The sequence below is a fragment of the Enterobacter sp. CPE_E863 genome (assembly GCF_046521465.1).
Lineage (GTDB): Bacteria > Pseudomonadota > Gammaproteobacteria > Enterobacterales > Enterobacteriaceae > Enterobacter > Enterobacter adelaidei.
This window is the reverse complement of sequence record NZ_JBKFZX010000001.1, coordinates 3,301,583-3,323,273: the sequence shown is the minus strand read 5'-3', so window position 1 is coordinate 3,323,273 and position 21,691 is coordinate 3,301,583. Positions and strand designations below refer to the sequence as shown.

Sequence of the window (21,691 nt, the reverse complement as noted above, 5' to 3'; positions counted from 1 at the left end):
TATTGCTCATTATAATCCGCGCCACACCATACTCAGGTATGCAAAACAACAGAACATTGACAGAGGTTATCATGGCTATTGAACGTACTTTTTCCATCATCAAACCAAACGCGGTGGCAAAAAACGTTATTGGCAGCATCTTCGCTCGCTTTGAATCAGCAGGTTTTAAGATTGTTGGCACTAAAATGCTGCACCTGACCGTTGAACAGGCTCGCGGTTTCTACGCTGAGCACGAAGGTCGCCCATTCTTTGACGGCCTGGTTGAGTTCATGACCTCTGGTCCGATCGTTGTATCCGTACTGGAAGGCGAAAACGCAGTACAGCGTCACCGTGACCTGCTGGGTGCAACCAACCCGGATAACGCGCTGGCAGGTACCCTGCGCGCCGACTACGCTGACAGCTTCACCGAGAACGGTACTCACGGTTCTGACTCTGTTGAATCTGCTGCCCGCGAAATCGCTTTCTTCTTCGCAGAAGGCGAAGTGTGTCCACGTACCCGTTAATTTAACGGTTTCGTTTACACATTATTTTCGTAAATGCCGCGTCCAGACGTGGCATCCCTGCGTCAGAGTTTGTACAATGCAACGCCCCGGACGAGCAGACTGCTTTCCGGGGCGTTTCTATTCAACCCTCCATGGGCCATAACGTGTAACAACGAGGCCGGAAAATATTATGTCTGAATTAGTGAATACCTCCGAAGTCGCCACGCCTGCGGTTCCAAATAAAAATGGAAAAATCAACCTGCTGGATCTGAACCGTCAGCAGATGCGCGAGTTCTTTAAAGAGATGGGTGAGAAGCCGTTTCGTGCCGATCAGGTGATGAAATGGATGTACCATTACTGCAGCGACAATTTTGATGACATGACTGACATCAACAAGGTCCTGCGTAATAAGCTCAAAGAAGTTGCAGAGATCCGTGCGCCAGAAGTGGTGGAAGAGCAGCGTTCTTCTGACGGCACCATCAAATGGGCGATTGCCGTAGGCGATCAACGCGTTGAAACCGTCTACATCCCGGAAGAAGACCGCGCCACGCTGTGTGTCTCCTCTCAGGTAGGCTGTGCGCTGGAGTGCAAATTCTGCTCTACCGCGCAGCAAGGTTTTAACCGTAACCTGCGTGTCTCTGAAATTATCGGCCAGGTCTGGCGTGCCGCAAAAATTGTGGGCGCAGCAAAAGTGACAGGTACGCGTCCCATTACCAACGTGGTGATGATGGGCATGGGTGAGCCACTGCTGAACTTGACCAACGTCGTTCCGGCGATGGAAATCATGCTGGATGACTTTGGCTTTGGTCTGTCCAAGCGTCGCGTAACGCTGTCGACCTCGGGCGTTGTGCCTGCCCTGGACAAGCTCGGCGACATGATTGACGTTGCGCTGGCAATCTCCCTGCACGCACCAAACGATGAAATCCGTGACGAAATTGTGCCGATCAACAAAAAGTACAATATCGAAACCTTCCTCGCCGCCGTGCGTCGTTACCTGGAGAAATCTAACGCGAACCAGGGCCGTGTCACTATCGAGTACGTGATGCTTGACCATGTTAACGACGGTACCGAACATGCGCATCAGCTGGCTGAACTGCTGAAAGATACGCCATGCAAAATCAACCTGATTCCATGGAACCCGTTCCCGGGCGCACCTTATGGACGTAGCTCGAACAGCCGTATCGATCGCTTCTCCAAAGTGCTGATGGAGTATGGTTTCACCACCATCGTGCGTAAAACCCGTGGTGATGACATTGATGCCGCATGCGGACAGCTGGCAGGTGATGTCATTGACCGTACCAAACGCACCCTGCGTAAACGCATGCAGGGCGAGACGATCGCGGTCAAAGCTGTTTGATTATTATGCACTCACGGCGCATTATTTGCGCCGTGAAGCATAATCTTACTGAATAATCAGTCAGATTCGTGAAGACTGATTAATAATTACGGTGCGTTTCATTCGACTTTCGGGCAGTATGTAACGACGTAACAACAGTTTAGCCGTACGGGCAGGGCTGTACTGTCATCTCCGGGCTGACAGTCTTATACTGTCTGTTCACGGTTAACTGACCAGAAGTTTCGCGGTGCGGGTGGCATTGTGACTCACCGGCACCTGAACCCTTATTTTTCACGTACCAGTAGTTGTAGCGAATGAATACTGAAGCCACTCACGACCAACATGAAGCACTCTCCACTGGCGTTCGTCTTCGCAACGCCCGTGAACAACTCGGACTCAGCCAGCAAGCCGTAGCAGAACGCTTGTGCCTGAAGGTTTCCACGGTTCGCGATATTGAAGAAGATAAGGCGCCTGCCGATCTGGCTTCAACGTTCTTGCGCGGTTATATCCGCTCTTACGCAAAACTGGTGCACATCCCCGAAAACGAATTACTGCCGATGATGGAGAAGCAGGCACCGGTACGTGCAGCGAAAGTTGCGCCGATGCAGACCTTCTCCCTGGGGAAACGTCGTAAAAAACGTGATGGCTGGCTGATGAGCTTTACCTGGCTGGTGCTGTTTGTGGTGATCGGTCTGACCGGGGCATGGTGGTGGCAAAACCACAAGGCGCAGCAGGAAGAGATCACCACCATGGCCGATCAATCCTCCGCCGAACTCAACCAGGCCGGAAGTGAGAACGGCCAGAGCGTGCCGCTGAATACCGACGGCGCAGCGTCCTCCAGCGAGCCACAGACCGTAGCGCCAGACGCGTCGGCGACCGGTGCAGCGCAGGCCCCGGCAGCAACGGCGAACACCGCTGCGCCTCAGGCTCAGGATCAAAACGCGGTGGTTTCCCCTTCTCAGGCTAATGTTGATACGGCGGCGAACGCGCCAGCGGCCACTCAGCCTGCGGACAATACCGCAGCCTCTCTGCCAACCAATCCGGCAGGCACCGCCACGGCAGCCGCCGATCCGAATGCGCTGGTGATGAACTTTAACGCCGACTGCTGGCTGGAAGTGACTGACGCAACAGGTAAAAAACTGTTCAGCGGCCTGCAGCGTAAAGATGGCACGTTAAACCTAACCGGCCAGGCTCCTTATAAACTTAAAATCGGCGCTCCGGCAGCGGTACAGATCCAGTATCAAGGAAAACCTGTCGACCTGAGCCGCTTTATCAGAACTAACCAGGTTGCACGTCTTACCGTTAATGCCGAACAATCAGCAGCACAGTAACAGACGGGCAACGCGGGAGATTTTTCATGCATAACCAGGCTCCGATTCAACGTAGAAAATCGAAACGGATTTACGTTGGGAATGTGCCAATCGGCGATGGGGCACCTATCGCCGTTCAGTCGATGACCAACACGCGCACCACCGATGTGGAAGCGACGGTCAATCAAATCAAAGCATTAGAACGTGTGGGCGCGGACATTGTTCGCGTCTCCGTCCCGACCATGGATGCCGCTGAGGCGTTCAAACTGATCAAACAGCAGGTCAGCGTTCCGCTGGTGGCTGATATCCACTTCGACTACCGCATTGCCCTGAAAGTGGCCGGATACGGCGTCGATTGCCTGCGTATTAACCCGGGCAATATCGGTAACGAAGAGCGTATCCGCATGGTAGTGGACTGCGCCCGCGATAAAAATATTCCTATCCGTATCGGCGTCAATGCCGGTTCCCTGGAAAAAGATCTGCAGGAAAAGTACGGTGAGCCTACGCCACAGGCGTTGCTCGAATCCGCGATGCGTCACGTCGATCATCTCGATCGTCTTAACTTCGATCAGTTCAAAGTCAGTGTAAAAGCGTCCGATGTATTCCTTGCGGTGGAGTCTTACCGCCTGCTGGCAAAACAGATCGACCAGCCTCTGCACCTCGGGATCACCGAAGCAGGCGGTCTGCGTAGCGGTTCGGTAAAATCCGCGATCGGTCTGGGGCTGCTGCTCTCCGAAGGGATCGGTGACACCTTGCGCGTCTCTCTGGCGGCCGATCCGGTCGAAGAGATCAAGGTCGGATTCGATATCCTGAAGTCGCTGCGTATTCGCGCACGTGGGATCAACTTCATTGCCTGCCCAACCTGTTCACGTCAGGAGTTTGATGTGATCGGTACGGTGAATGCTCTGGAACAGCGTCTGGAAGACATCATTACCCCGATGGACGTCTCTATCATCGGCTGTGTGGTGAACGGTCCGGGTGAAGCGCTGGTGTCAACTCTGGGCGTGACCGGCGGTAACAAGAAAAGTGGTCTCTATGAAGATGGCGTTCGTAAAGATCGTCTGGATAATAGCGACATGATCGACCAGCTTGAAGCCCGCATCCGTGCCAAAGCGGCCATGATGGACGAGACACAGCGTATCAGCGTTCAGCAGGTTGAAAAATAACGTGATGGGAAGCCGCGAGCTTCCCATGTATGATTGAACCCATTCTTTGGGTTTTTTTTGTATATAGAAAGAGAATAAACGTGGCAAAAAACATTCAAGCCATCCGCGGCATGAACGATTATCTGCCTGGCGAAACCGCCATCTGGCAGCGCATTGAAGGCACACTGAAGCAGGTGCTCGGCAGCTACGGTTACAGCGAAATCCGTTTGCCGATTGTAGAGCAGACCCCGTTATTCAAACGCGCGATCGGCGAAGTCACCGACGTGGTTGAAAAAGAGATGTACACCTTTGAGGACCGTAACGGCGACAGCCTGACCTTGCGTCCGGAAGGGACGGCGGGCTGCGTACGCGCCGGCATCGAACATGGTCTTCTGTACAATCAGGAGCAACGCCTGTGGTATATCGGCCCGATGTTCCGCCACGAACGTCCCCAGAAAGGTCGTTATCGCCAGTTCAACCAGCTGGGTGTGGAAGTTTTTGGCCTGCAGGGGCCGGATATTGACGCTGAGCTGATTATGCTGACCGCTCGCTGGTGGCGCGCGCTGGGGATTTCTGAGCACGTTTCGCTGGAGCTGAACTCAATCGGCTCTCTGGAAGCACGCGCAAACTACCGTGACGCGCTGGTGGCGTTCCTGGAACAGCATAAAGAGAAGCTGGACGAAGACTGCAAACGTCGTATGTACAGCAACCCGCTGCGCGTTCTGGATTCCAAAAACGCAGATGTACAGGCGCTGCTGAACGATGCGCCTGCGCTGGGTGACTACCTGGATGAAGAGTCTCGCGAACACTTCGCGGGCCTGTGCAAGCTGCTTGAAGCGGCAGGTATCGCTTACACCGTTAACCAGCGCCTGGTGCGCGGTCTGGACTACTACAACCGCACTGTATTCGAGTGGGTTACCTCAAGCCTCGGTTCGCAGGGCACCGTGTGTGCGGGCGGTCGTTATGACGGTCTGGTAGAGCAGTTAGGTGGCCGTGCAGCCCCTGCGGTTGGCTTCGCGATGGGTCTTGAACGACTTGTTTTGTTGGTTCAGGCAGTTAATCCGGAATTTAAAGCAGATTCCGTTGTCGATATATACCTGGTGGCCTCAGGTGCGGATACGCAGTCTGCGGCGATGCAGCTTGCTGAACGCGTGCGCGATGCACTGCCGGACGTTAAGCTGATGACCAACCACGGCGGCGGCAACTTTAAAAAACAGTTTGCTCGTGCCGATAAGTGGGGCGCAAGTATTGCACTGGTGCTGGGCGAGTCCGAAGTGGCTAACGGCGAAGTAGTAGTGAAAGACCTGCGCTCTGGTGAGCAGACAACGGTAACGCAGGACGGCGTTGCGGCGCACTTGCGCACTCTATTAGGCTAAGGAGAAGGACTGCGTGGAAATTTACGAGAACGAACACGATCAGGTCGACGCGATTAAACGCTTCTTCGCTGAAAACGGCAAAGCGCTGGTTGTTGGGGTTATTTTAGGTGTCGGTGCGCTGATAGGCTGGCGTTACTGGAACAATCATCAGGCGGATTCCGCGCGTGGCGCGTCCCTGTCCTATGAAAATACCGTGAGCGCAATTCGAGCCGATCAGCCACAAACGCTGACGGCAGCCGAAAAGTTTGCGGCTGATAACAAAAACACCTACGGTGCACTGGCTGCACTGGAAGTAGCACAGCAGTACGTTGATAAGAACGAACTGGATAAAGCGGCTGCTCAGCTGTCTCAGGGCCTTGCGGCCGCCAGCGATGAAAACCTGAAAGCGGTTATCAACCTTCGTCTGGCACGTATCCAGGTTCAGCAGAAAAAAGCTGACGACGCGCTGAAAACGCTCGATACCATCAAAGGTGATGGCTTTGCTGCCATCGTTGCCGATCTGCGCGGTGAAGCACTGCTGAGCAAAGGTGACAAAGCGGGCGCGCGTAAAGCGTGGCAAGCTGGCGTGGATAGTCAGGCATCACCTGCGCTGAGCGAAATGATGCAGATGAAAATAAATAATTTGTCCGTCTGAGAGGGACCCGATGCAATTGCGTAAATTACTTCTGCCAGGACTGCTTTCTGTTACGTTATTGAGTGGTTGTTCACTGTTCAGTGGCGAAGAAGACGTTGTGAAAATGTCCCCACTGCCGACGGTTGAAAACCAGTTTACCCCATCCACTGCGTGGAGCACCTCCGTGGGTGATGGGATTGGTGATTTCTATTCCAACCTTCATCCGGCCTTTGCCGACAGCGTAATCTATGCGGCTGACCGCAAAGGTACCGTGAAAGCGGTGAACGCTGATGACGGAAAAGAAGTGTGGTCGATTAACCTGGCGGAAAAAGACGGCTGGTTCTCCCGTAAACCTGCACTGCTGTCTGGTGGCCTGACGGTTGCCGGTGGTCATGTCTACGTGGGCAGCGAAAAAGCACAGGTTTATGCCCTGAACAGCAGCGACGGCTCCATTGCCTGGCAAACGACCGTGGCGGGTGAATCCCTGTCTCGTCCGGTGGTGAGTGACGGCCTGGTGCTGATTCATACCAGCAACGGTCAGCTGCAGGCGCTGAACGAAGCGGACGGACTGGTGAAATGGACCGTTAACCTGGATATGCCAGCGCTTTCTCTGCGCGGCGAATCCGCACCGGCTACCGCGTTTGGTGCTGCCATTGTCGGCGGTGACAACGGTCGCGTGAGCGCAGTGCTGATGCAGCAAGGCCAGATGATCTGGCAGCAGCGTATCTCTCAGGCTACGGGCTCAACGGAAATTGACCGTCTGAGCGACGTCGACACAACGCCGGTTATCGTTAACGGTGTGGTTTACGCGCTGGCCTATAACGGTAACCTGACTGCGCTGGATCTGCGCAGCGGCCAGATCATGTGGAAACGTGAGCTGGGCTCGGTGAATGATTTCATCGTTGAGGGTAACCGCATCTATATGGTTGACCAGAACGACCGTCTGCTGGCGCTGAGCACCGAAGGTGGCGTGACGCTGTGGACGCAAAGCGATCTGCTGCACCGTCTGCTGACAGCGCCAGCGCTGTACAACGGTAGCCTGGTGGTTGGTGACAGCGAAGGGTATATGCACTGGATTGATCCAGAAAATGGTCGCTTTGTTGCACAGCAAAAAGTCGACAGCTCTGGTTTCCTGACCGATCCGGTTGTGGCCGATGGTAAACTGCTGATTCAGGCAAAAGACGGCACGCTGTACGCGATCACGCGTTAATTACCCGGCGGTTGTAGTATACTAAACGGCTCCTGTTCATTCAGGAGCCGTTTTGACATTTTTAAAAACGCCGCGAAAGCGACGTTATTTTGAATTTTATGAGGCTTCAAACATGGTACCTGTGGTCGCGCTTGTCGGGCGCCCTAACGTTGGAAAATCCACTCTTTTTAACCGTTTAACACGCACCCGTGATGCGCTGGTTGCGGATTTCCCGGGGCTGACGCGTGACCGTAAGTACGGTCGTGCAGAAGTAGAAGGACGTGAGTTCATCTGTATTGATACCGGTGGTATTGACGGCACTGAAGATGGTGTTGAAACCCGCATGGCAGAGCAGTCGCTGCTGGCAATTGAAGAGGCCGATGTGGTGCTGTTCATGGTGGATGCCCGTGCTGGCCTGATGCCAGCGGACTCCGCGATCGCCAAACACCTGCGTTCACGCGAAAAGCCGACCTTCCTGGTGGCGAACAAAACTGACGGCATCGATGCCGATCAGGCCATCGCGGATTTCTGGTCTCTGGGCCTGGGTGAAATCTACCCTATCGCGGCATCGCATGGCCGTGGCGTAACCAGCCTGCTGGAAACCGTTCTGCTGCCGTGGGTCGACGAAGTTAACCCGCCAGAAGAGGTGGACGAAGACGCCGAATACTGGGCGCAGTTTGAAGACGGAGAAGAGGGCGAAGAAGAAGAGCCTGAAGACGACTTCAACCCGCAGGATCTGCCGATCAAGCTGGCTATCGTGGGTCGTCCAAACGTAGGTAAGTCTACACTTACTAACCGTATCCTGGGTGAAGAACGCGTGGTCGTTTACGACATGCCGGGCACCACCCGTGACAGTATCTACATCCCTATGCAGCGCGATGAGCGTGAGTATGTCCTCATCGACACCGCAGGCGTACGTAAGCGTGGAAAAATCACCGATGTGGTGGAAAAATTCTCCGTTATCAAAACCCTGCAGGCGATTGAAGATGCCAACGTGGTGCTGCTGGTTATTGATGCTCGCGAAGGTATCTCCGATCAGGATCTCTCTCTGCTCGGCTTCATCCTCAATAGTGGGCGCTCACTGGTTATCGTGGTCAACAAATGGGATGGCCTGAGCAATGAAGTGAGAGAGCAGGTGAAAGAGACCCTCGACTTCCGTCTGGGCTTCATCGACTTTGCTCGCGTGCACTTCATCTCCGCGCTGCACGGCAGCGGCGTGGGCAACCTGTTCGAATCGGTGCGTGAAGCGTATGACAGCTCCACCCGTCGTCAGAGTACCGCCATGCTGACCCGCATCATGAACATGGCTGCAGAAGACCATCAGCCGCCGCTGGTGCGCGGTCGTCGCGTGAAGCTGAAATATGCCCACGCCGGTGGTTATAACCCGCCAATCGTGGTGATTCATGGCAACCAGGTGAAAGACCTGCCGGACTCCTACAAGCGCTATTTGATGAACTACTTCCGTAAATCGCTCGACGTGATGGGTACGCCTATCCGTATCCAGTTTAAGGAAGGGGAAAACCCGTTCGCCAACAAGCGCAACACCCTGACGCCAAACCAGATGCGTAAGCGTAAGCGTTTGATTAAACACATTAAGAAAAGCAAATAAGCTATCAGGACGATTCACCCACCAGCATGAAATCCATAAAGCCCGCATATGCCGGGCTTTTTTGTTATCAGGGGCTATCATAACGACGCATCAGAGTGCATGATAATGTTGTACACAAGGTTGTACCCGGTTTGATATACGGCTTTTCTGGGTACAAGTGTGGTGGTTTTTGGGTGCAAAAGCTTTGTACCCATGACGGAATGAGCTTGTTTCACGGGTATTCGCACATGCCAAAACTTACAGATATGCAAATTCGCGCTTGGGTTAAGAGCGGGGAAAGGTTCGAGGGACGTGCTGACGGTGACGGGCTGTATCTGAGGTTTCGTAAAGAGGATAAAACCCCTTTTTGGCGCTACCGCTATCAAATGGCAGGTAAGTCCAGAACTATGCTGATTGGCTCTTACTCTGACTTCCCTTTGTCTAAAGCAAGGGAGATAGCAAGGGAGCTTTCAGCACGCGTTGCGCTGGGTTATGACGTGGCAGCAGAGAAGCAGCAGCGAAAAGCCGATGCTATGGCAAAGATCGAGGCTGAGAGGAACGCCATTAACGTTTCGGCGCTTGCCGCTGAGTATTACACCCGCCAGATAGAACCGAATTACAAACACCCTGACCTTTTCCGCAGCAGCCTACAAAAAAACATCGTGGCGCTAATCGGCAAAATGAACGTCGAGGACGTTCGCCCGCGCCATATTGATAGCATTTTGCAGGACGTACTACAGCGCGGTTCTCCCACAGTCGCTAATGATGTATTGAGAATGCTAAAGCGCCTGTTTGATTACGCTGTGGTGCGCGGAATGATTGAGGTGAACCCTGCTATATCCTTTGGCTCGAAGGATGCCGGGGGTAAGGAGCAGGGGCGAAAACGAGCCTTATCACGCGATGAACTAATCCAGTTCTTTAAAGCGCTACGCCGTGGGCGTGGGATAAGCAGGGAAAACGAGCTTACCTTCAAAATCATTCTTGCGCTGGGCGTCAGAAAGATGGAGCTATGCGCCGCTGAATGGGCTGAGTTCGATTTGAAAAACGCCGTCTGGCACCTGCCGGGCATCCGCGCGAAGAATGGCGATGATATCGATATTCCGCTGCCGCAGCCGGTAATCGAGTGGATCGAAGAAATAAGGCTCTTTGCCGGAGACAGTCGCTGGTTAATTCCGGCCAGGCGAGCCAGAACGACCTCACACGTCAGCCGCGCCACCCTGAATATGGTTATGCCCGCCGTCCTGAAAGAAATGCCGGACGTTGAGCCATTCAGTATTCACGATCTGCGCCGCACGATGCGCACTCAAATGGCAGCGTTGGGGATTGACCCTGTGATAGCTGAGCGATGCCTGAACCACAAAATACCGGGCGTTGAGGGTATCTATAACCGGCATGAGTATTTCGACGAACGAAAAGCGGCGCTGACACAGTGGGCGGGATTGCTGGTGGCACTGGAGCGCGGCGAAGAATACAACGTTACACCGCTGAGAAAGGCGAAATAACCAAGATATGTAAAGAATCAACGGACAGATTGAGCCTAGCCCGACGGGGCGAAAAGCGGAAGCCTTACCGCCTGGCTCAATCAAGTGAAAGGCAAAGCGTGAAAGGTAGCGTGATGATCTTACCAAAGCATAGATATTATTCGCTTGAAAAAGTAGCCAAAATCACTAAGTGCGAAGTGTCTGATTTAATACATTTTGCTTCAATAGGCTTATTACAGTTTTGTATTAAGATGCCTCATATTGAATTTCTATTCGATAGCTCGCCAAAAAATGAGAACGAGGAAGTAAAGTTAATTAATGTTGAGTCTGATAGTATTTTGCCTGTCGATTACTTAAAAGAAAAATATGATATTAAGCCTGAACCTAATGCTGATCTACACTGCCTAAGATTTAGCTATAAGTCAGATTATTTCTCTGTTACAGAGCAATATGATATGAACTCAGGAAATAAATCCATTGAAAAATGGAGTGGTTTTCTGGCGATCCCTCAAGAGTTTATCGAAGCAGAGGAGAGGTATTTATCTGATTATTGGGATGATTGGGATATAACTATCGATACTCTTGATGTGCCCAGATGCGAAAACGCAACGTTTAGAGATGGCTACGTTGCTGGACGATTTTATTTCGATGACTGGTATACTGTTCATAGTAAGGATATGTATATAACCAGTTATGAGCTTGAATTGCTATGCAATGGCGGCAAGGAAATCACATCAGAAACCAATCTTGCAACAAGAAATAGCCCCAATATTTTATCCACCTCACCACTACCAGTTAATAAAAAAGCTGAGAGACATGCTTCCAATAGAGAGGGGCTATTGAAAGCTGCTATTTATATCCTAAGTAAATATCCTGACGACTGCCGAGGGGAAAGAAAAGAAGTCAGTCCTGAAAAATGGCGGGACTGCTTACTTAAACACAAAGATGAAATTCCACCATTAATGATTACCAATGGTGATGTGATCCTTAAACATCTAAGGAAGGTGCGAACAAGTTCCTGATATGAGATCATCATATTCATCCGGAGCGCATCCCAGAGGGACATCATGAGCCATCAACTCACCTTCGCCGATAGTGAATTCAGCACTAAGCGCCGTCAGACCCGAAAAGAGATTTTCCTCTCCCGCATGGAGCAGATTCTGCCATGGCAGAATATGACCGCTGTCATCGAGCCGTTTTATCCCAAGGCGGGCAATGGCCGACGGCCCTATCCGCTGGAGACCATGCTGCGTATTCACTGCATGCAGCATTGGTACAACCTGAGCGACGGTGCCATGGAAGATGCCCTGTACGAAATCGCCTCCATGCGCCTGTTTGCCCGATTATCCCTGGATAGCGCCCTGCCGGATCGCACCACCATCATGAATTTCCGCCACCTGCTCGAGCAGCATCAACTGGCCCGTCAATTGTTCAAGACCATCAATCGCTGGCTGGCCGAAGCAGGCGTCATGATGACCCAAGGCACTTTGGTGGATGCCACCATCATTGAGGCACCCAGCTCTACCAAGAACAAAGAGCAGCAACGCGATCCGGAGATGCATCAGACCAAGAAAGGCAATCAGTGGCACTTTGGCATGAAGGCCCACATTGGTGTCGATGCCAAGAGTGGCCTGACCCACAGCCTGGTCACCACCGCGGCCAACGAGCATGACCTCAATCAGCTGGGTAATCTGCTTCATGGAGAGGAGCAATTTGTCTCAGCCGATGCCGGCTACCAGGGAGCGCCACAGCGCGAGGAGCTGGCCGAGGTGGATGTGGACTGGCTGATCGCCGAGCGTCCCGGCAAGGTAAAAACCTTGAAGCAGCATCCGCGCAAGAACAAAACGGCCATCAACATCGAATACATGAAAGCCAGCATCCGTGCCAGGGTGGAGCACCCGTTTCGCATCATCAAGCGGCAGTTCGGCTTCGTGAAAGCCAGATACAAGGGGCTGCTGAAAAACGATAACCAACTGGCGATGTTATTCACCCTGGCCAACCTGTTTCGGGTGGACCAAATGATACGTCAGTGGGAGAGATCTCAGTAAAAACCGGAAATAACGCCAGAAATGGTGGAAAAAATAGCCTAAATAGGCTGATTCGATGTGTTTGCGGGAAAAAAATCGGCCCAGATCCGCGAAATTTTAATCAGCGAGTCAGCTTGGGAAGAAATGACCTGCTTATTCGCACCTTCCCTAAGATCCTCAGTCAACGGGAAGGGGCAGAGTTAATTTAGTGTAAGGGTACAGTGCGCTTACTGTACCTTATGCTCTCATTTTTTTGCCGCTAACCTCATACCGTAACAACAGCTATCACAGGAGTTACGGGACATATGACAGTACACCACGCAGCACAATCAGCATTTCCCACTACTGGATACATCCGCCGTTTTCGTATGCCGGAACTTCTGGGTGTTTCCATGCCAACCATTGACCGCTGGGTTAAGAACGGCACGCTGCCGCGCCCGGTGAAACTTACCGATAACGTGACCGCCTTTGATGCGGTAGAGATTAATAACTGGCTGGCTGAGCGCCGGGGAAAGGTAGCGTAATGGAAAAGAAAAACCGCCCCGTACAGCAGGCGGCTAACTCAGATATTCGCACGTCTGATATTACGCCGACCACCAGCCCGGTACAAGTACCTAAGCGAACCCCAAAGAAACACCGCGCCCGCGTCTATATGCTGCGCACTGGCGTAGAGGGATGGACAGAAAATGATATTCTGCGCTACTGCCGTCTTTCATCCGGGCGTAATTATGCGTCTGAACTGGAGCGCCAGCTTGATATTCAACTGGAGCGTATCGACGAGAAAAACCCGGATGGTATCGGCGCACACCTGCGCTACCGCTTTTCCTGCCGTGGCGATGTTCTCAAGGTGATCCAGCTTGTGAACCATAACGCCGCCATTAATGAACATCACGGGTTATCTCAGCAGGATATTACCGACATTCTGAACCTCTAATGTCACCACCAAAAGCAGCTTACGGGCGATTCTGGCCGACTGGCTACAGCGTAGCGGCTCGCGTGAATTGTGGCGCGTTGCTCATGCTACAGGCTGGCAGTGCGGGGCATACATCATGCCGGACGGGGAAATCATCGGCACACCTGAGCGGCCTGTTTTGTTCAGCGGGCGCAGTTCAGCCGCTGCCGGATATACCGTAGCAGGAACGTCGGAAAGCTGGCGTAACAGTGTTGCGCGGCTGGCATACGGTAATTACGCGATGATGACAGGCATCGCCGCAGCACTGGCAGCGCCATTAATCGGGGTGGCAGATCGTGACGGATTCGGGATTCATTTTTATGAGCAATCGAGCGCCGGGAAAACAACCACGCAGAACGTGGCGAGCAGTCTATACGGCAACCCTGATGCCTTGCGCCTGACGTGGTACGGCACGGCGCTGGGGCTGATAAACGAGGCCGCCGCCCACAATGACGGGCTGATGCCACTGGATGAAGTCGGACAGGGCGCAGACCCGATAAGCGTTTCTCAGTCTGCCTATGCCCTGTTTAACGGCGTGGGGAAATTGCAGGGAGCAAAGGAAGGAGGCAACCGGGATCTGAAACGCTGGCGCACCGTGGCAATCAGCACCGGGGAAGTGGACTTAGAAACCTTCATCGCCACCGCCGGACGCAAGACCAAAGCCGGGCAACTAGTGCGCCTGCTGAATATTCCGCTGAGTAAGGCGGTACGCTTCCACGACCACCAGAACGGCAAACAACACGCTGATGCGCTGAAAGACGCCTACCAGCACCACCACGGCGCAGCGGGCCGAGAGTGGATCAGATGGCTTTCAGACCACCAGCAACAGGCCATTGATACCGTGCGCGAGTGCGAAGCCCGCTGGCGCAGTCTAATCCCTGCCGACTATGGGGAGCAGGTTCACCGTGTAGGGGCAAGATTTGCCATTCTGGAGGCCGCTTTACTGATGGGTGGCGTGGTTACTGGCTGGGATGCTCAAACGTGCCGGGATGCGATACAGCACGCCTATAACGCATGGCTAAAAGAGTTCGGCACGGGGAACAAAGAGCACCAGCAGATCATCGAGCAGGCGGAGGCATTTTTAAATGCCTATGGCCAGAGTCGATTCGCGCCGCTGCCTTACGACCCCGCCAGCCTGCCGATTCATAATCTGGCTGGATACAGGCAGCGCGGAAATCATGACGATTCACCGATAACGTTTTACACGTTCCCCGACACTTTCGATAAGGATATTGCTAAGGGGTTTAACAGGCAGCAGGTGGCCCGCGTCCTGAAAGAATCGGGGATGCTTACCCCTTCGGCAGACGGAAAAAAATTTCAGAGGAAAAGCCCGCGCATTCAGGGGAGGCAGATTAACGTTTACGTTTTGCAATTCCTGCCGGATGGGGAGGAAAGCCAGCCAGAGCAATAATCTTTTTCACGTGCGAGGTTTTTTGTGGTGGTTCAGGTGGTTCAGGTGGTTCAGTAAGTAATTGTTATTGATTTATAATGTTTTTTTGTAAGAAAGTGAACTACCACTGAACCACCAAACGGGTATTTTGAACCACCAGAGAGAAACGGATTATTTTCACTGGCTGGCAGTGAACCACCAAGAAGGGCGACTGAACCACCAGATAAATTTAAAAGGTGGTTCAGCAAAACCCAGAGCTGGCGCGGCCTAGAGGGGTACTGAACCACTGAACCACCTGAACCACCAACTTTTTTGTTTATATACAAAAAAAATCTGGCGAAGGTGTCCCACAATAAGACGGAGCCGGGTAATCTTCATTAGCAAAACTAATAATTCGAGGTATTCGCAAAATGACAGCACAGATATCAGCCTACGGGCGTTTAGTCGCAGACCCCCAGACCCGCACCACAACGAACGGTACAAGCATGGCAATGGGACGGTTAGCGGTGGCACTGCCCTGCCATGCAGCAGAGGGCGGAGAGGTTACTTTCTGGCTGGGCGTGGTGGCATTCGGCAAACAGGCCGACGCACTGGCAGGACACGTTAAAGGCGATTTAGTCAGTGTTGCCGGAGCGATGCAGGTCAATCAGTGGACGGGCAAGGATGGCGGTACACAGCAGGGGTATCAGGTAGTAGCCGACAGCGTGATCAGTGCGAGGACAGCAAGGCCGGGCGGAAAGCGTGGCGCGTCAGCTAGCAAAAATGAAGTCAACAAAGGCCATACCACGCAACCCGCGCCGGGATGGGAAATATATAACACCCCTGATGATTTTGACCAGCGCCAGCCATTCGACGATGAAGCGCCATTCTGAGGGAGAAAAGCATGGTAAAGGACAGCAAAGCCGAGGCTCTGGAAGCGAAGGGGCTGTATCGCAGGGCAGCTACACGCTGGCAGGAAGTCATGATGATTTGTGCTGAGGACGATGATCGGGAATGGGTAAAGCAGCGCCGTGATACGTGTCTGACGAACGTGAAGCGCCCACCAGTGAAAACCGATGATTACGGCGATCTGCATAAAGCAGTCACTGAGACACAACACCGCATGGGGATAGCGCAACCAAACGGCAATGCCTTCCGATTAAATGGTGGTAAGAAGCAACGACAGCCCACCAGCGGGGGCGATGGTTCGCAGTAACGTTCGCACCAGAACGGATGTAAATCCTGGACTGTCCTGGACGGATCTTAAACCCTCGTAGCGCTAAACCCGCGCCAGTTGCGGGCTGGAAGCCAGAATGTGATTTAGATTGTCCAAAATATTCTGGTTCGCGCCACTGGTTCGCAGTACGCAGTCAGGTACGCGGCAAAACTGCGCATTTAACGTGCGTACCACCTGACGAATGCTAACGGTGGCATTGCGTACAGAAATTGCGAATTCGCAGTAATTTGTAAGCGCGAATTGCGCATTCGCAAAATGGTGGAGAGGCTTGATATTTCTGGCTTGGGCGCTATCCGTTCGCAGTAGATGGCGGAAGTTAGATATACAGTTTTATTAAGGTATTGTTAGGGTTTGTTAAGGTTTTTGCGCACAAAAATGCGCACAGTGAGCCGTTAAATGAAAAAAAATAGCCAACAATCAAGATCGGGATGGGGTGGCAAGCGGAAAGGCGCAGGCGCACCATTGGGCAATAATAATGCCGTCAAGCATGGCGAACGCAGTCGGCGGGCATTCTTCCCATTTGAGGGGGGCGAGGCGCTTTCTCCGCTGGTGCGAAATCGTGCAAGAAACCTCATGCTGGCTGAGAGATACGGGCTATTACTGGCGAATAATCCGACGCCGGGAACAGAAGAATGGCGCGAGATGACATTGATTAACGGATTCATGGGGCTACATGCCGACAGAATCGCACGGCTTGAGCTGAGTTTAGCGAGATCCGTTTCAATGCAAGCAAGGCGGGATCTGCGAAGGGTTAAAAAAAGCGGCGCATGTTAGCAATCCGTATAGTCACCGATGTTGAAATACTGGACTGTTCAGGACAGAACCAAAGCCCATATGAGGCGAGACCCGCGCCAGTAGTGGACAGAATCACGGGCGTGATTGAGCGTAAGACGGGGAAAGCAGCCAGAGGCATTGGCCTGACTTTGTAAAAGCAAAACGCCCGCACGGGGCGTCAAGGAACGGGATAGACTTCTGCGACAATTTGCATTCGCCGCCAATATAGCAAGCCGTCCACATCAAGCAATAAACTATCACCGGGAGGGGGAGGCCAAATCTCTGCAACCCTGAGCCTTAAGGACTGCCCGCCTCCTCGTATTTTTATACCCGCGAAAAATAAAATTTAATCCGGGCGTGTTTCATCCTTCCAGATGGGTATGACGTATGACACCACGCGAAATAGCTTTATTGACCACCGCCAAACTGGAGCACGAAGGCCACCAGCTAACCCCGGCAGATCAACGGGAGATAGAACGCTCAGTTAATGCCGATATAGCCCGGCGTGACAAATTCCGCGAAATGATGCGATCACCCGCCTACCAGTGGAGGAAGCCAGCGCCGCGCAGGTAGATACGGGATTATTCCGCATGTAACTTATGCCTATTAAGCAAATTACCTTTATTCACCTTTACAGAATTGTGAGTGCGTCAGTATCGTTATCCTTCCGATTCGCATTTATTCAGGATTTGCATGTACCAGCTAAAGATAACCATCCGAGACAGCAAACCACCAATATGGCGGCGTGTGCTGGTTCCAGAGCAAATCCCCTTTAGTGAACTTCACGCGGTGATCCAGTTGGCTTTTGGCTGGAATGACGAACATCTGTATATGTTCGAGAAAGGTCGTAAAGGTGATCCCGGTAGCGAGTATCGCGTATGGGGTGAGGATGAAAGCATGGGTAACGCGGCAATCACGCCACTATGGGCGGCGCTCCAGAATGAGGGGGACAGGCTGGTTTACACGTATGACTTTGGCGACTGGTGGGATTGCCTCGTTGTGCTGGAGAAGCGAACACACGATACTAGTAAGCAGCCCATTGGCTGTCTGCGCGGGAAAGGCACCACCCCGGCGGAAAACTCAGGTGGTTTGCATGGATACAATGAATTGCTCTTACAGGCCAGAGATTCTGATAATCCTCAACAGGCCGAGATCCACAATTTTCTGATGCTGGATATTGAACGCCGGGTTTACGACCTGAGCCGCATCAACGACAGATTGCAGGCTATTAACTGACCCGCATGTATTCACCTGATATTGCGTTATCAGCGCCGCCAGTATCGCGCATAACAGCACAATGACCGGGTAAACCGTAACGCACGACCGTTGCGTTAGTCTCACCGCCGCGCCGTACCTGACGAGACTCATACACCGTCACACGCTCAAGCAACCCACCAGCAACCATACTTTCAAGAGTTCGCCGGGTTGATTCGAGCTGGTGGCGCTTATCGAACGACGCCATGCCATGAAGAAGGTAGGCCACGCCCGACACATCGAACGGCGGCGCACCAATCTCACCTGTCACCCATTCGAGGTTATCCGGCTCAAAGTAGCTGAGTATCTCTTTTTTGCGGCTGGTCATTCTCATGGCTGGCTGAGTCCTTATTGTGGGATAGAAGTATCATACAATAAGAAAATGGCTATCACGGTAAGGATACGGTGAGGTTTCGATAGCACGGCAAGATTACGGCAAGGGATCGGAGAAACTGCAAAATTTTCGTAGTTCAAAAAGTGAGCTAAAAAGCAGAGCACTTTGATTTTTGTTGTACACAAGGTTGTACCCATTTTTATTTGTCGAATTATAAAAACATTTAAAATCAATGTTATTGGTGCTGTATTTGTCTTTCACATTAAGAAAAGCAAATAATCATTGCAGATCTCACCAAAGCCCGCGTTTATCGCGGGCTTTTTTTTCGCTCAATCATACCGTCGGTTTTCTCTGTGTGAAGTCAATCACTATCCACTTTTAACCAAGTTTAAATCTAAGAAAGTAGACAATAGTCGAATTTTCATCTTAAAGTCCGGGGTCCGGTACTAGACAAAACTAGCGCCTGGTTATCAAATGGTTAACTAACTTTTCGCCGCATGTAAAAAATCGGTCAGATACGTAACTGACCGGCGTACTTGCTGGTGTTTACAAGCACGACGACATACCTTTCGGGAGAATTATGCAATCCTCTGTTAATCAAAAAGAAAGCCGAACGTTCTTCGGCCATCCGTATCCGCTCGGTTCTCTGTTCTTCACCGAGATGTGGGAGCGCTTCTCGTTTTACGGCATTCGCCCGTTACTGATCCTGTTTATGGCCGCCACCGTCTATGACGGCGGGATGGGGCTGGCGCGCGAAAACGCCTCGGCGATTGTCGGTATCTTTGCCGGGACCATGTATCTGGCCGCACTGCCGGGTGGCTGGCTGGCCGATAACTGGCTCGGCCAGCAGAGAGCCGTCTGGTACGGTTCGATTCTGATTGCGCTCGGTCACCTGTCGATCGCGCTGTCGGCCATCATGGGCGATAACCTGTTCTTCATCGGCCTGATGTTCATCGTGCTCGGCTCTGGTCTGTTCAAAACCTGTATCTCGGTGATGGTCGGTACCCTGTACAAAAAAGGTGACGCGCGTCGTGACGGCGGATTCTCGCTGTTCTACATGGGCATCAACATGGGCTCGTTCATCGCGCCACTGATTTCCGGCTGGCTGATCAAAACCCACGGCTGGCACTGGGGCTTTGGTATTGGCGGTATCGGGATGCTGGTCGCGCTGATTATCTTCCGCGTGTTTGCCGTTCCGGCGATGAAACGCTATGACAGCGAAGTCGGTCTCGACTCCACCTGGAACAGCCCGGTCGTGAAGCGTAACGGCGTGGGCGTGTGGCTCCTGGCACTTGCCGCAGGTGTGGCGACGATCGTCACGCTGATCGCCCAGGGCGTGATTGTGATTAACCCGGTCGCGGTAGCCAGCGTGCTGGTTTACGTGATTGCGGCGTCCGTGGCCCTCTACTTTATTTATCTGTTTGTTTTTGCAGGCCTGAACCGTAAAGAGCGCGCCAGACTGCTGGTCTGTTTTATTCTGCTGATCTCTGCGGCCTTCTTCTGGTCTGCGTTTGAGCAGAAGCCAACCTCGTTCAACCTGTTCGCCAACGACTACACTAACCGCACGATCGGTGATTTCGAAATCCCGGCGGTGTGGTTCCAGTCAATTAATGCCCTGTTCATCATCCTGCTGGCACCGGTATTTAGCTGGGCATGGCCGAAGCTTGCGAGCATGAACATTCGTCCGAGCAGTATCACCAAGTTTGTTATCGGTATTCTGTGTGCTGCGGCAGGTTTTGGCCTGATGATGCTGGCGGCAGAAAACGTGCTGAGTAATGGTGGCGCGGGCGTGTCGCCGTTCTGGCTGGTGGGCAGTATCCTGATGCTGACGCTCGGCGAACTGTGCCTGAGCCCGATTGGCCTGGCGACCATGACATTGCTGGCGCCAGAGAGAATGCGTGGTCAGATGATGGGCTTGTGGTTCTGCGCCAGTGCCCTGGGGAACCTGGCTGCGGGCCTGATTGGCGGTCACGTGAAGGCCGACCAGCTGGATATGCTGCCGGATCTCTTTGCTCGCTGTTCCGTCGCGCTGCTGATTTGTGCCGCGGTACTGATCGTCCTCATTGTTCCAGTGCGTCGTATGCTGGAAAATGCGCAGACTAAACCGGCTGCTAACGCCTGATAAACCTCAGCGTGCCGGGGCAGACGTTACGCCCCGGCACTGTATTCCCTGAGGTGAAATTATGCAGTTAGGATTTGTTGGTCTTGGCGCGGTAGTGGAAACCGCGTATATGCCCGCGTTGCGACACCTTTTTGGTCACTCGGTTCGTTGTTTCGGGTTTGATGTTCTTCCCGCAAAGCACCCTGAAGGCGTTACGCGCTGCACTTCCCTTGCGGAACTTCTTGCTATACCGCTGGATACCCTGTTTATCACCACTGCATCGCTGCATCATCTTGAGGTGCTGGAGCAGGCGATTGCCTCGCCCGTTCCACGCATTGTGGTTGAAAAACCGGTAGTCGCCACGCTTCCCCAAATAGAAAAGCTCAATACGCTGCTGGCAAAACCCGGTGTGGCATCTCGCGTGCTGGCGCTCGACCACTGGATGGCGCGCCTTGAAACGGTGAAGCGGTCGCTGGTGGGTAATGTCTCTGACATCGTCAAAATCGACGGTTTTTTGCAGGAGCCGAGTGGCTATAACGTAGCTGGAGAACCCATCGCGCTTAACTTTGCCACGGGCGAGCCGGATACCCGTACGCTTTGCCATCCTGATGGCGTGATTCTGGATATCGGTACGCACGTGCTGGCGATGCTGCGCGAAACGGTGCGTTATCTGGGAGGCCATGACGATATGACGTTGCAGGTCGTCACGGCTAAAGACCGCCTGGGTCGCGAAATCGCAAAAGGCGACCTGACCACGGCGGAAGGCGAGGCGCATCTTCAGGGAAGCATCAGCGGCGTGCCGGTGGATATCTGGCTTAACAAATACGCGGGACCCGCGGGCGGGCAAAAAGGTTTACGGTTCTGCTTGAGGGACGGGGGCACTATCAGCTACGACCGGCACGGCACAGAAGATGTGCTGGAGCTGATAAATGGCGAGACCCGTCAATGCTGGAAAATTCCCGGCACAATCTACGAACACTGTCTTGCAGAGCATATTCTGGGCGTCAGGAGTCTGTATGAACGGGCTTCGCAAGAGGTGAGTCGCACCACGCGCCGCAGGATCGAGGAAGTGACGCTGCTGCTGACCTTGCAGCAACAGTTGCGTGGCCCGCACTGAACGCAA

At 53.0% G+C, this 21,691-nt stretch carries 22 protein-coding genes and 1 pseudogene; 22 read left to right on the top strand and 1 reads right to left on the bottom strand.

The genetic code is table 11. The features are described from left to right. Positions 1 to 71 precede the first annotated feature (71 nt). The 20 genes and pseudogenes from ndk to ACLHV8_RS16290 all read left to right on the top strand — a co-directional run bounded on the left by ndk (position 72) and on the right by ACLHV8_RS16290 (position 18,115). Entirely contained in the window at positions 72 to 503 is a 432-nt protein-coding gene (ndk, locus tag ACLHV8_RS16385) for a nucleoside-diphosphate kinase (protein WP_003860625.1), read from the top strand. A 169-nt stretch (positions 504 to 672) separates the two neighbouring features. After that, positions 673 to 1,839, top strand: coding sequence for a bifunctional tRNA (adenosine(37)-C2)-methyltransferase TrmG/ribosomal RNA large subunit methyltransferase RlmN (locus ACLHV8_RS16380; protein ID WP_014832896.1), 1,167 nt, complete (start codon positions 673 to 675; stop codon positions 1,837 to 1,839). A 293-nt stretch (positions 1,840 to 2,132) separates the two neighbouring features. Next, positions 2,133 to 3,149: a cytoskeleton protein RodZ gene (gene rodZ / locus ACLHV8_RS16375; protein ID WP_208594783.1), complete on the top strand. Its 1,017-nt coding sequence runs from the start codon at positions 2,133 to 2,135 to the stop codon at positions 3,147 to 3,149. A gap of 26 nt (positions 3,150 to 3,175) precedes the next feature. Then, positions 3,176 to 4,294, top strand: a complete 1,119-nt coding sequence (gene ispG, locus ACLHV8_RS16370) for a flavodoxin-dependent (E)-4-hydroxy-3-methylbut-2-enyl-diphosphate synthase (protein ID WP_208594784.1) — start codon at positions 3,176 to 3,178, stop codon at positions 4,292 to 4,294. A gap of 80 nt (positions 4,295 to 4,374) precedes the next feature. Next, positions 4,375 to 5,649 carry a histidine--tRNA ligase gene (hisS, locus tag ACLHV8_RS16365; RefSeq protein WP_049005537.1) on the top strand — a complete coding sequence of 425 codons (1,275 nt, stop codon included), beginning with the start codon at positions 4,375 to 4,377 and terminating at the stop codon, positions 5,647 to 5,649. Positions 5,650 to 5,662: 13 nt separating this feature from the next. Then, complete coding sequence (locus tag ACLHV8_RS16360) at positions 5,663 to 6,283, top strand: YfgM family protein (protein WP_049005538.1); 621 nt, start codon at positions 5,663 to 5,665, stop codon at positions 6,281 to 6,283. A 10-nt stretch (positions 6,284 to 6,293) separates the two neighbouring features. Beyond that, on the top strand, positions 6,294 to 7,472 hold the full coding sequence (gene bamB, locus ACLHV8_RS16355) for an outer membrane protein assembly factor BamB (RefSeq protein ID WP_028016094.1): 1,179 nt from the start codon (positions 6,294 to 6,296) through the stop codon (positions 7,470 to 7,472). A 112-nt stretch (positions 7,473 to 7,584) separates the two neighbouring features. Further along, positions 7,585 to 9,060: a ribosome biogenesis GTPase Der gene (der, locus tag ACLHV8_RS16350; protein WP_024908655.1), complete on the top strand. Its 1,476-nt coding sequence runs from the start codon at positions 7,585 to 7,587 to the stop codon at positions 9,058 to 9,060. A gap of 227 nt (positions 9,061 to 9,287) precedes the next feature. Next, positions 9,288 to 10,541, top strand: a complete 1,254-nt coding sequence (locus tag ACLHV8_RS16345) for a tyrosine-type recombinase/integrase (RefSeq protein ID WP_241308195.1) — start codon at positions 9,288 to 9,290, stop codon at positions 10,539 to 10,541. 113 nt (positions 10,542 to 10,654) lie between these two features. Further along, entirely contained in the window at positions 10,655 to 11,542 is an 888-nt protein-coding gene (locus ACLHV8_RS16340; protein ID WP_410376987.1) for a hypothetical protein, read from the top strand. 45 nt (positions 11,543 to 11,587) lie between these two features. Further along, a complete protein-coding gene (locus ACLHV8_RS16335; protein WP_000019445.1) occupies positions 11,588 to 12,568 on the top strand; it encodes an IS5-like element ISKpn26 family transposase in 981 nt (326 codons plus the stop codon). Continuing rightward, positions 12,550 to 12,756, top strand: a complete 207-nt coding sequence (locus tag ACLHV8_RS16330; RefSeq protein ID WP_410376986.1) for a hypothetical protein — start codon at positions 12,550 to 12,552, stop codon at positions 12,754 to 12,756. The genes ACLHV8_RS16335 and ACLHV8_RS16330 overlap by 19 nt, the downstream gene beginning before the upstream one ends. A gap of 96 nt (positions 12,757 to 12,852) precedes the next feature. Further along, on the top strand, positions 12,853 to 13,071 hold the full coding sequence (locus ACLHV8_RS16325) for a helix-turn-helix transcriptional regulator (protein WP_047026876.1): 219 nt from the start codon (positions 12,853 to 12,855) through the stop codon (positions 13,069 to 13,071). After that, complete coding sequence (locus tag ACLHV8_RS16320) at positions 13,071 to 13,481, top strand: hypothetical protein (RefSeq protein WP_410376985.1); 411 nt, start codon at positions 13,071 to 13,073, stop codon at positions 13,479 to 13,481. Before ACLHV8_RS16325 ends, ACLHV8_RS16320 begins: the two co-directional genes overlap by 1 nt. Further along, positions 13,480 to 14,910 (top strand): annotated as a pseudogene (locus ACLHV8_RS16315) (DUF927 domain-containing protein); the annotation flags it as partial. The gene ACLHV8_RS16320 and the pseudogene ACLHV8_RS16315, both read left to right, overlap by 2 nt. Before the next feature lie 389 nt (positions 14,911 to 15,299). After that, a complete protein-coding gene (locus ACLHV8_RS16310) occupies positions 15,300 to 15,761 on the top strand; it encodes a single-stranded DNA-binding protein (protein ID WP_047026869.1) in 462 nt (153 codons plus the stop codon). A gap of 11 nt (positions 15,762 to 15,772) precedes the next feature. Continuing rightward, positions 15,773 to 16,084, top strand: a complete 312-nt coding sequence (locus tag ACLHV8_RS16305) for a PerC family transcriptional regulator (protein ID WP_220394470.1) — start codon at positions 15,773 to 15,775, stop codon at positions 16,082 to 16,084. 417 nt (positions 16,085 to 16,501) lie between these two features. Continuing rightward, positions 16,502 to 16,879 carry a hypothetical protein gene (locus ACLHV8_RS16300; protein ID WP_060682968.1) on the top strand — a complete coding sequence of 126 codons (378 nt, stop codon included), beginning with the start codon at positions 16,502 to 16,504 and terminating at the stop codon, positions 16,877 to 16,879. 387 nt (positions 16,880 to 17,266) lie between these two features. Beyond that, entirely contained in the window at positions 17,267 to 17,452 is a 186-nt protein-coding gene (locus ACLHV8_RS16295; protein WP_071786473.1) for a hypothetical protein, read from the top strand. A gap of 120 nt (positions 17,453 to 17,572) precedes the next feature. Further along, positions 17,573 to 18,115 carry a plasmid pRiA4b ORF-3 family protein gene (locus ACLHV8_RS16290; protein WP_023308799.1) on the top strand — a complete coding sequence of 181 codons (543 nt, stop codon included), beginning with the start codon at positions 17,573 to 17,575 and terminating at the stop codon, positions 18,113 to 18,115. On the opposite strand, the gene ACLHV8_RS16285 is transcribed toward ACLHV8_RS16290, so the two are convergent. Continuing rightward, positions 18,108 to 18,467: a hypothetical protein gene (locus tag ACLHV8_RS16285; RefSeq protein WP_023337612.1), complete on the bottom strand. Its 360-nt coding sequence runs from the start codon at positions 18,465 to 18,467 to the stop codon at positions 18,108 to 18,110. The genes ACLHV8_RS16290 and ACLHV8_RS16285 overlap by 8 nt on opposite strands. A 580-nt stretch (positions 18,468 to 19,047) precedes the next feature. Between ACLHV8_RS16285 and ACLHV8_RS16280 the strand changes: the two genes are divergently transcribed. Both ACLHV8_RS16280 and ACLHV8_RS16275 read left to right on the top strand, forming a co-directional pair. Continuing rightward, on the top strand, positions 19,048 to 20,589 hold the full coding sequence (locus ACLHV8_RS16280; protein WP_208594785.1) for a peptide MFS transporter: 1,542 nt from the start codon (positions 19,048 to 19,050) through the stop codon (positions 20,587 to 20,589). Positions 20,590 to 20,650: 61 nt separating this feature from the next. Continuing rightward, the gene (locus ACLHV8_RS16275) at positions 20,651 to 21,685 is read left to right on the top strand and encodes a Gfo/Idh/MocA family oxidoreductase (RefSeq protein WP_208594786.1); all 1,035 of its coding nucleotides are present in this window, start codon (positions 20,651 to 20,653) and stop codon (positions 21,683 to 21,685) included. Positions 21,686 to 21,691: the final 6 nt, after the last annotated feature.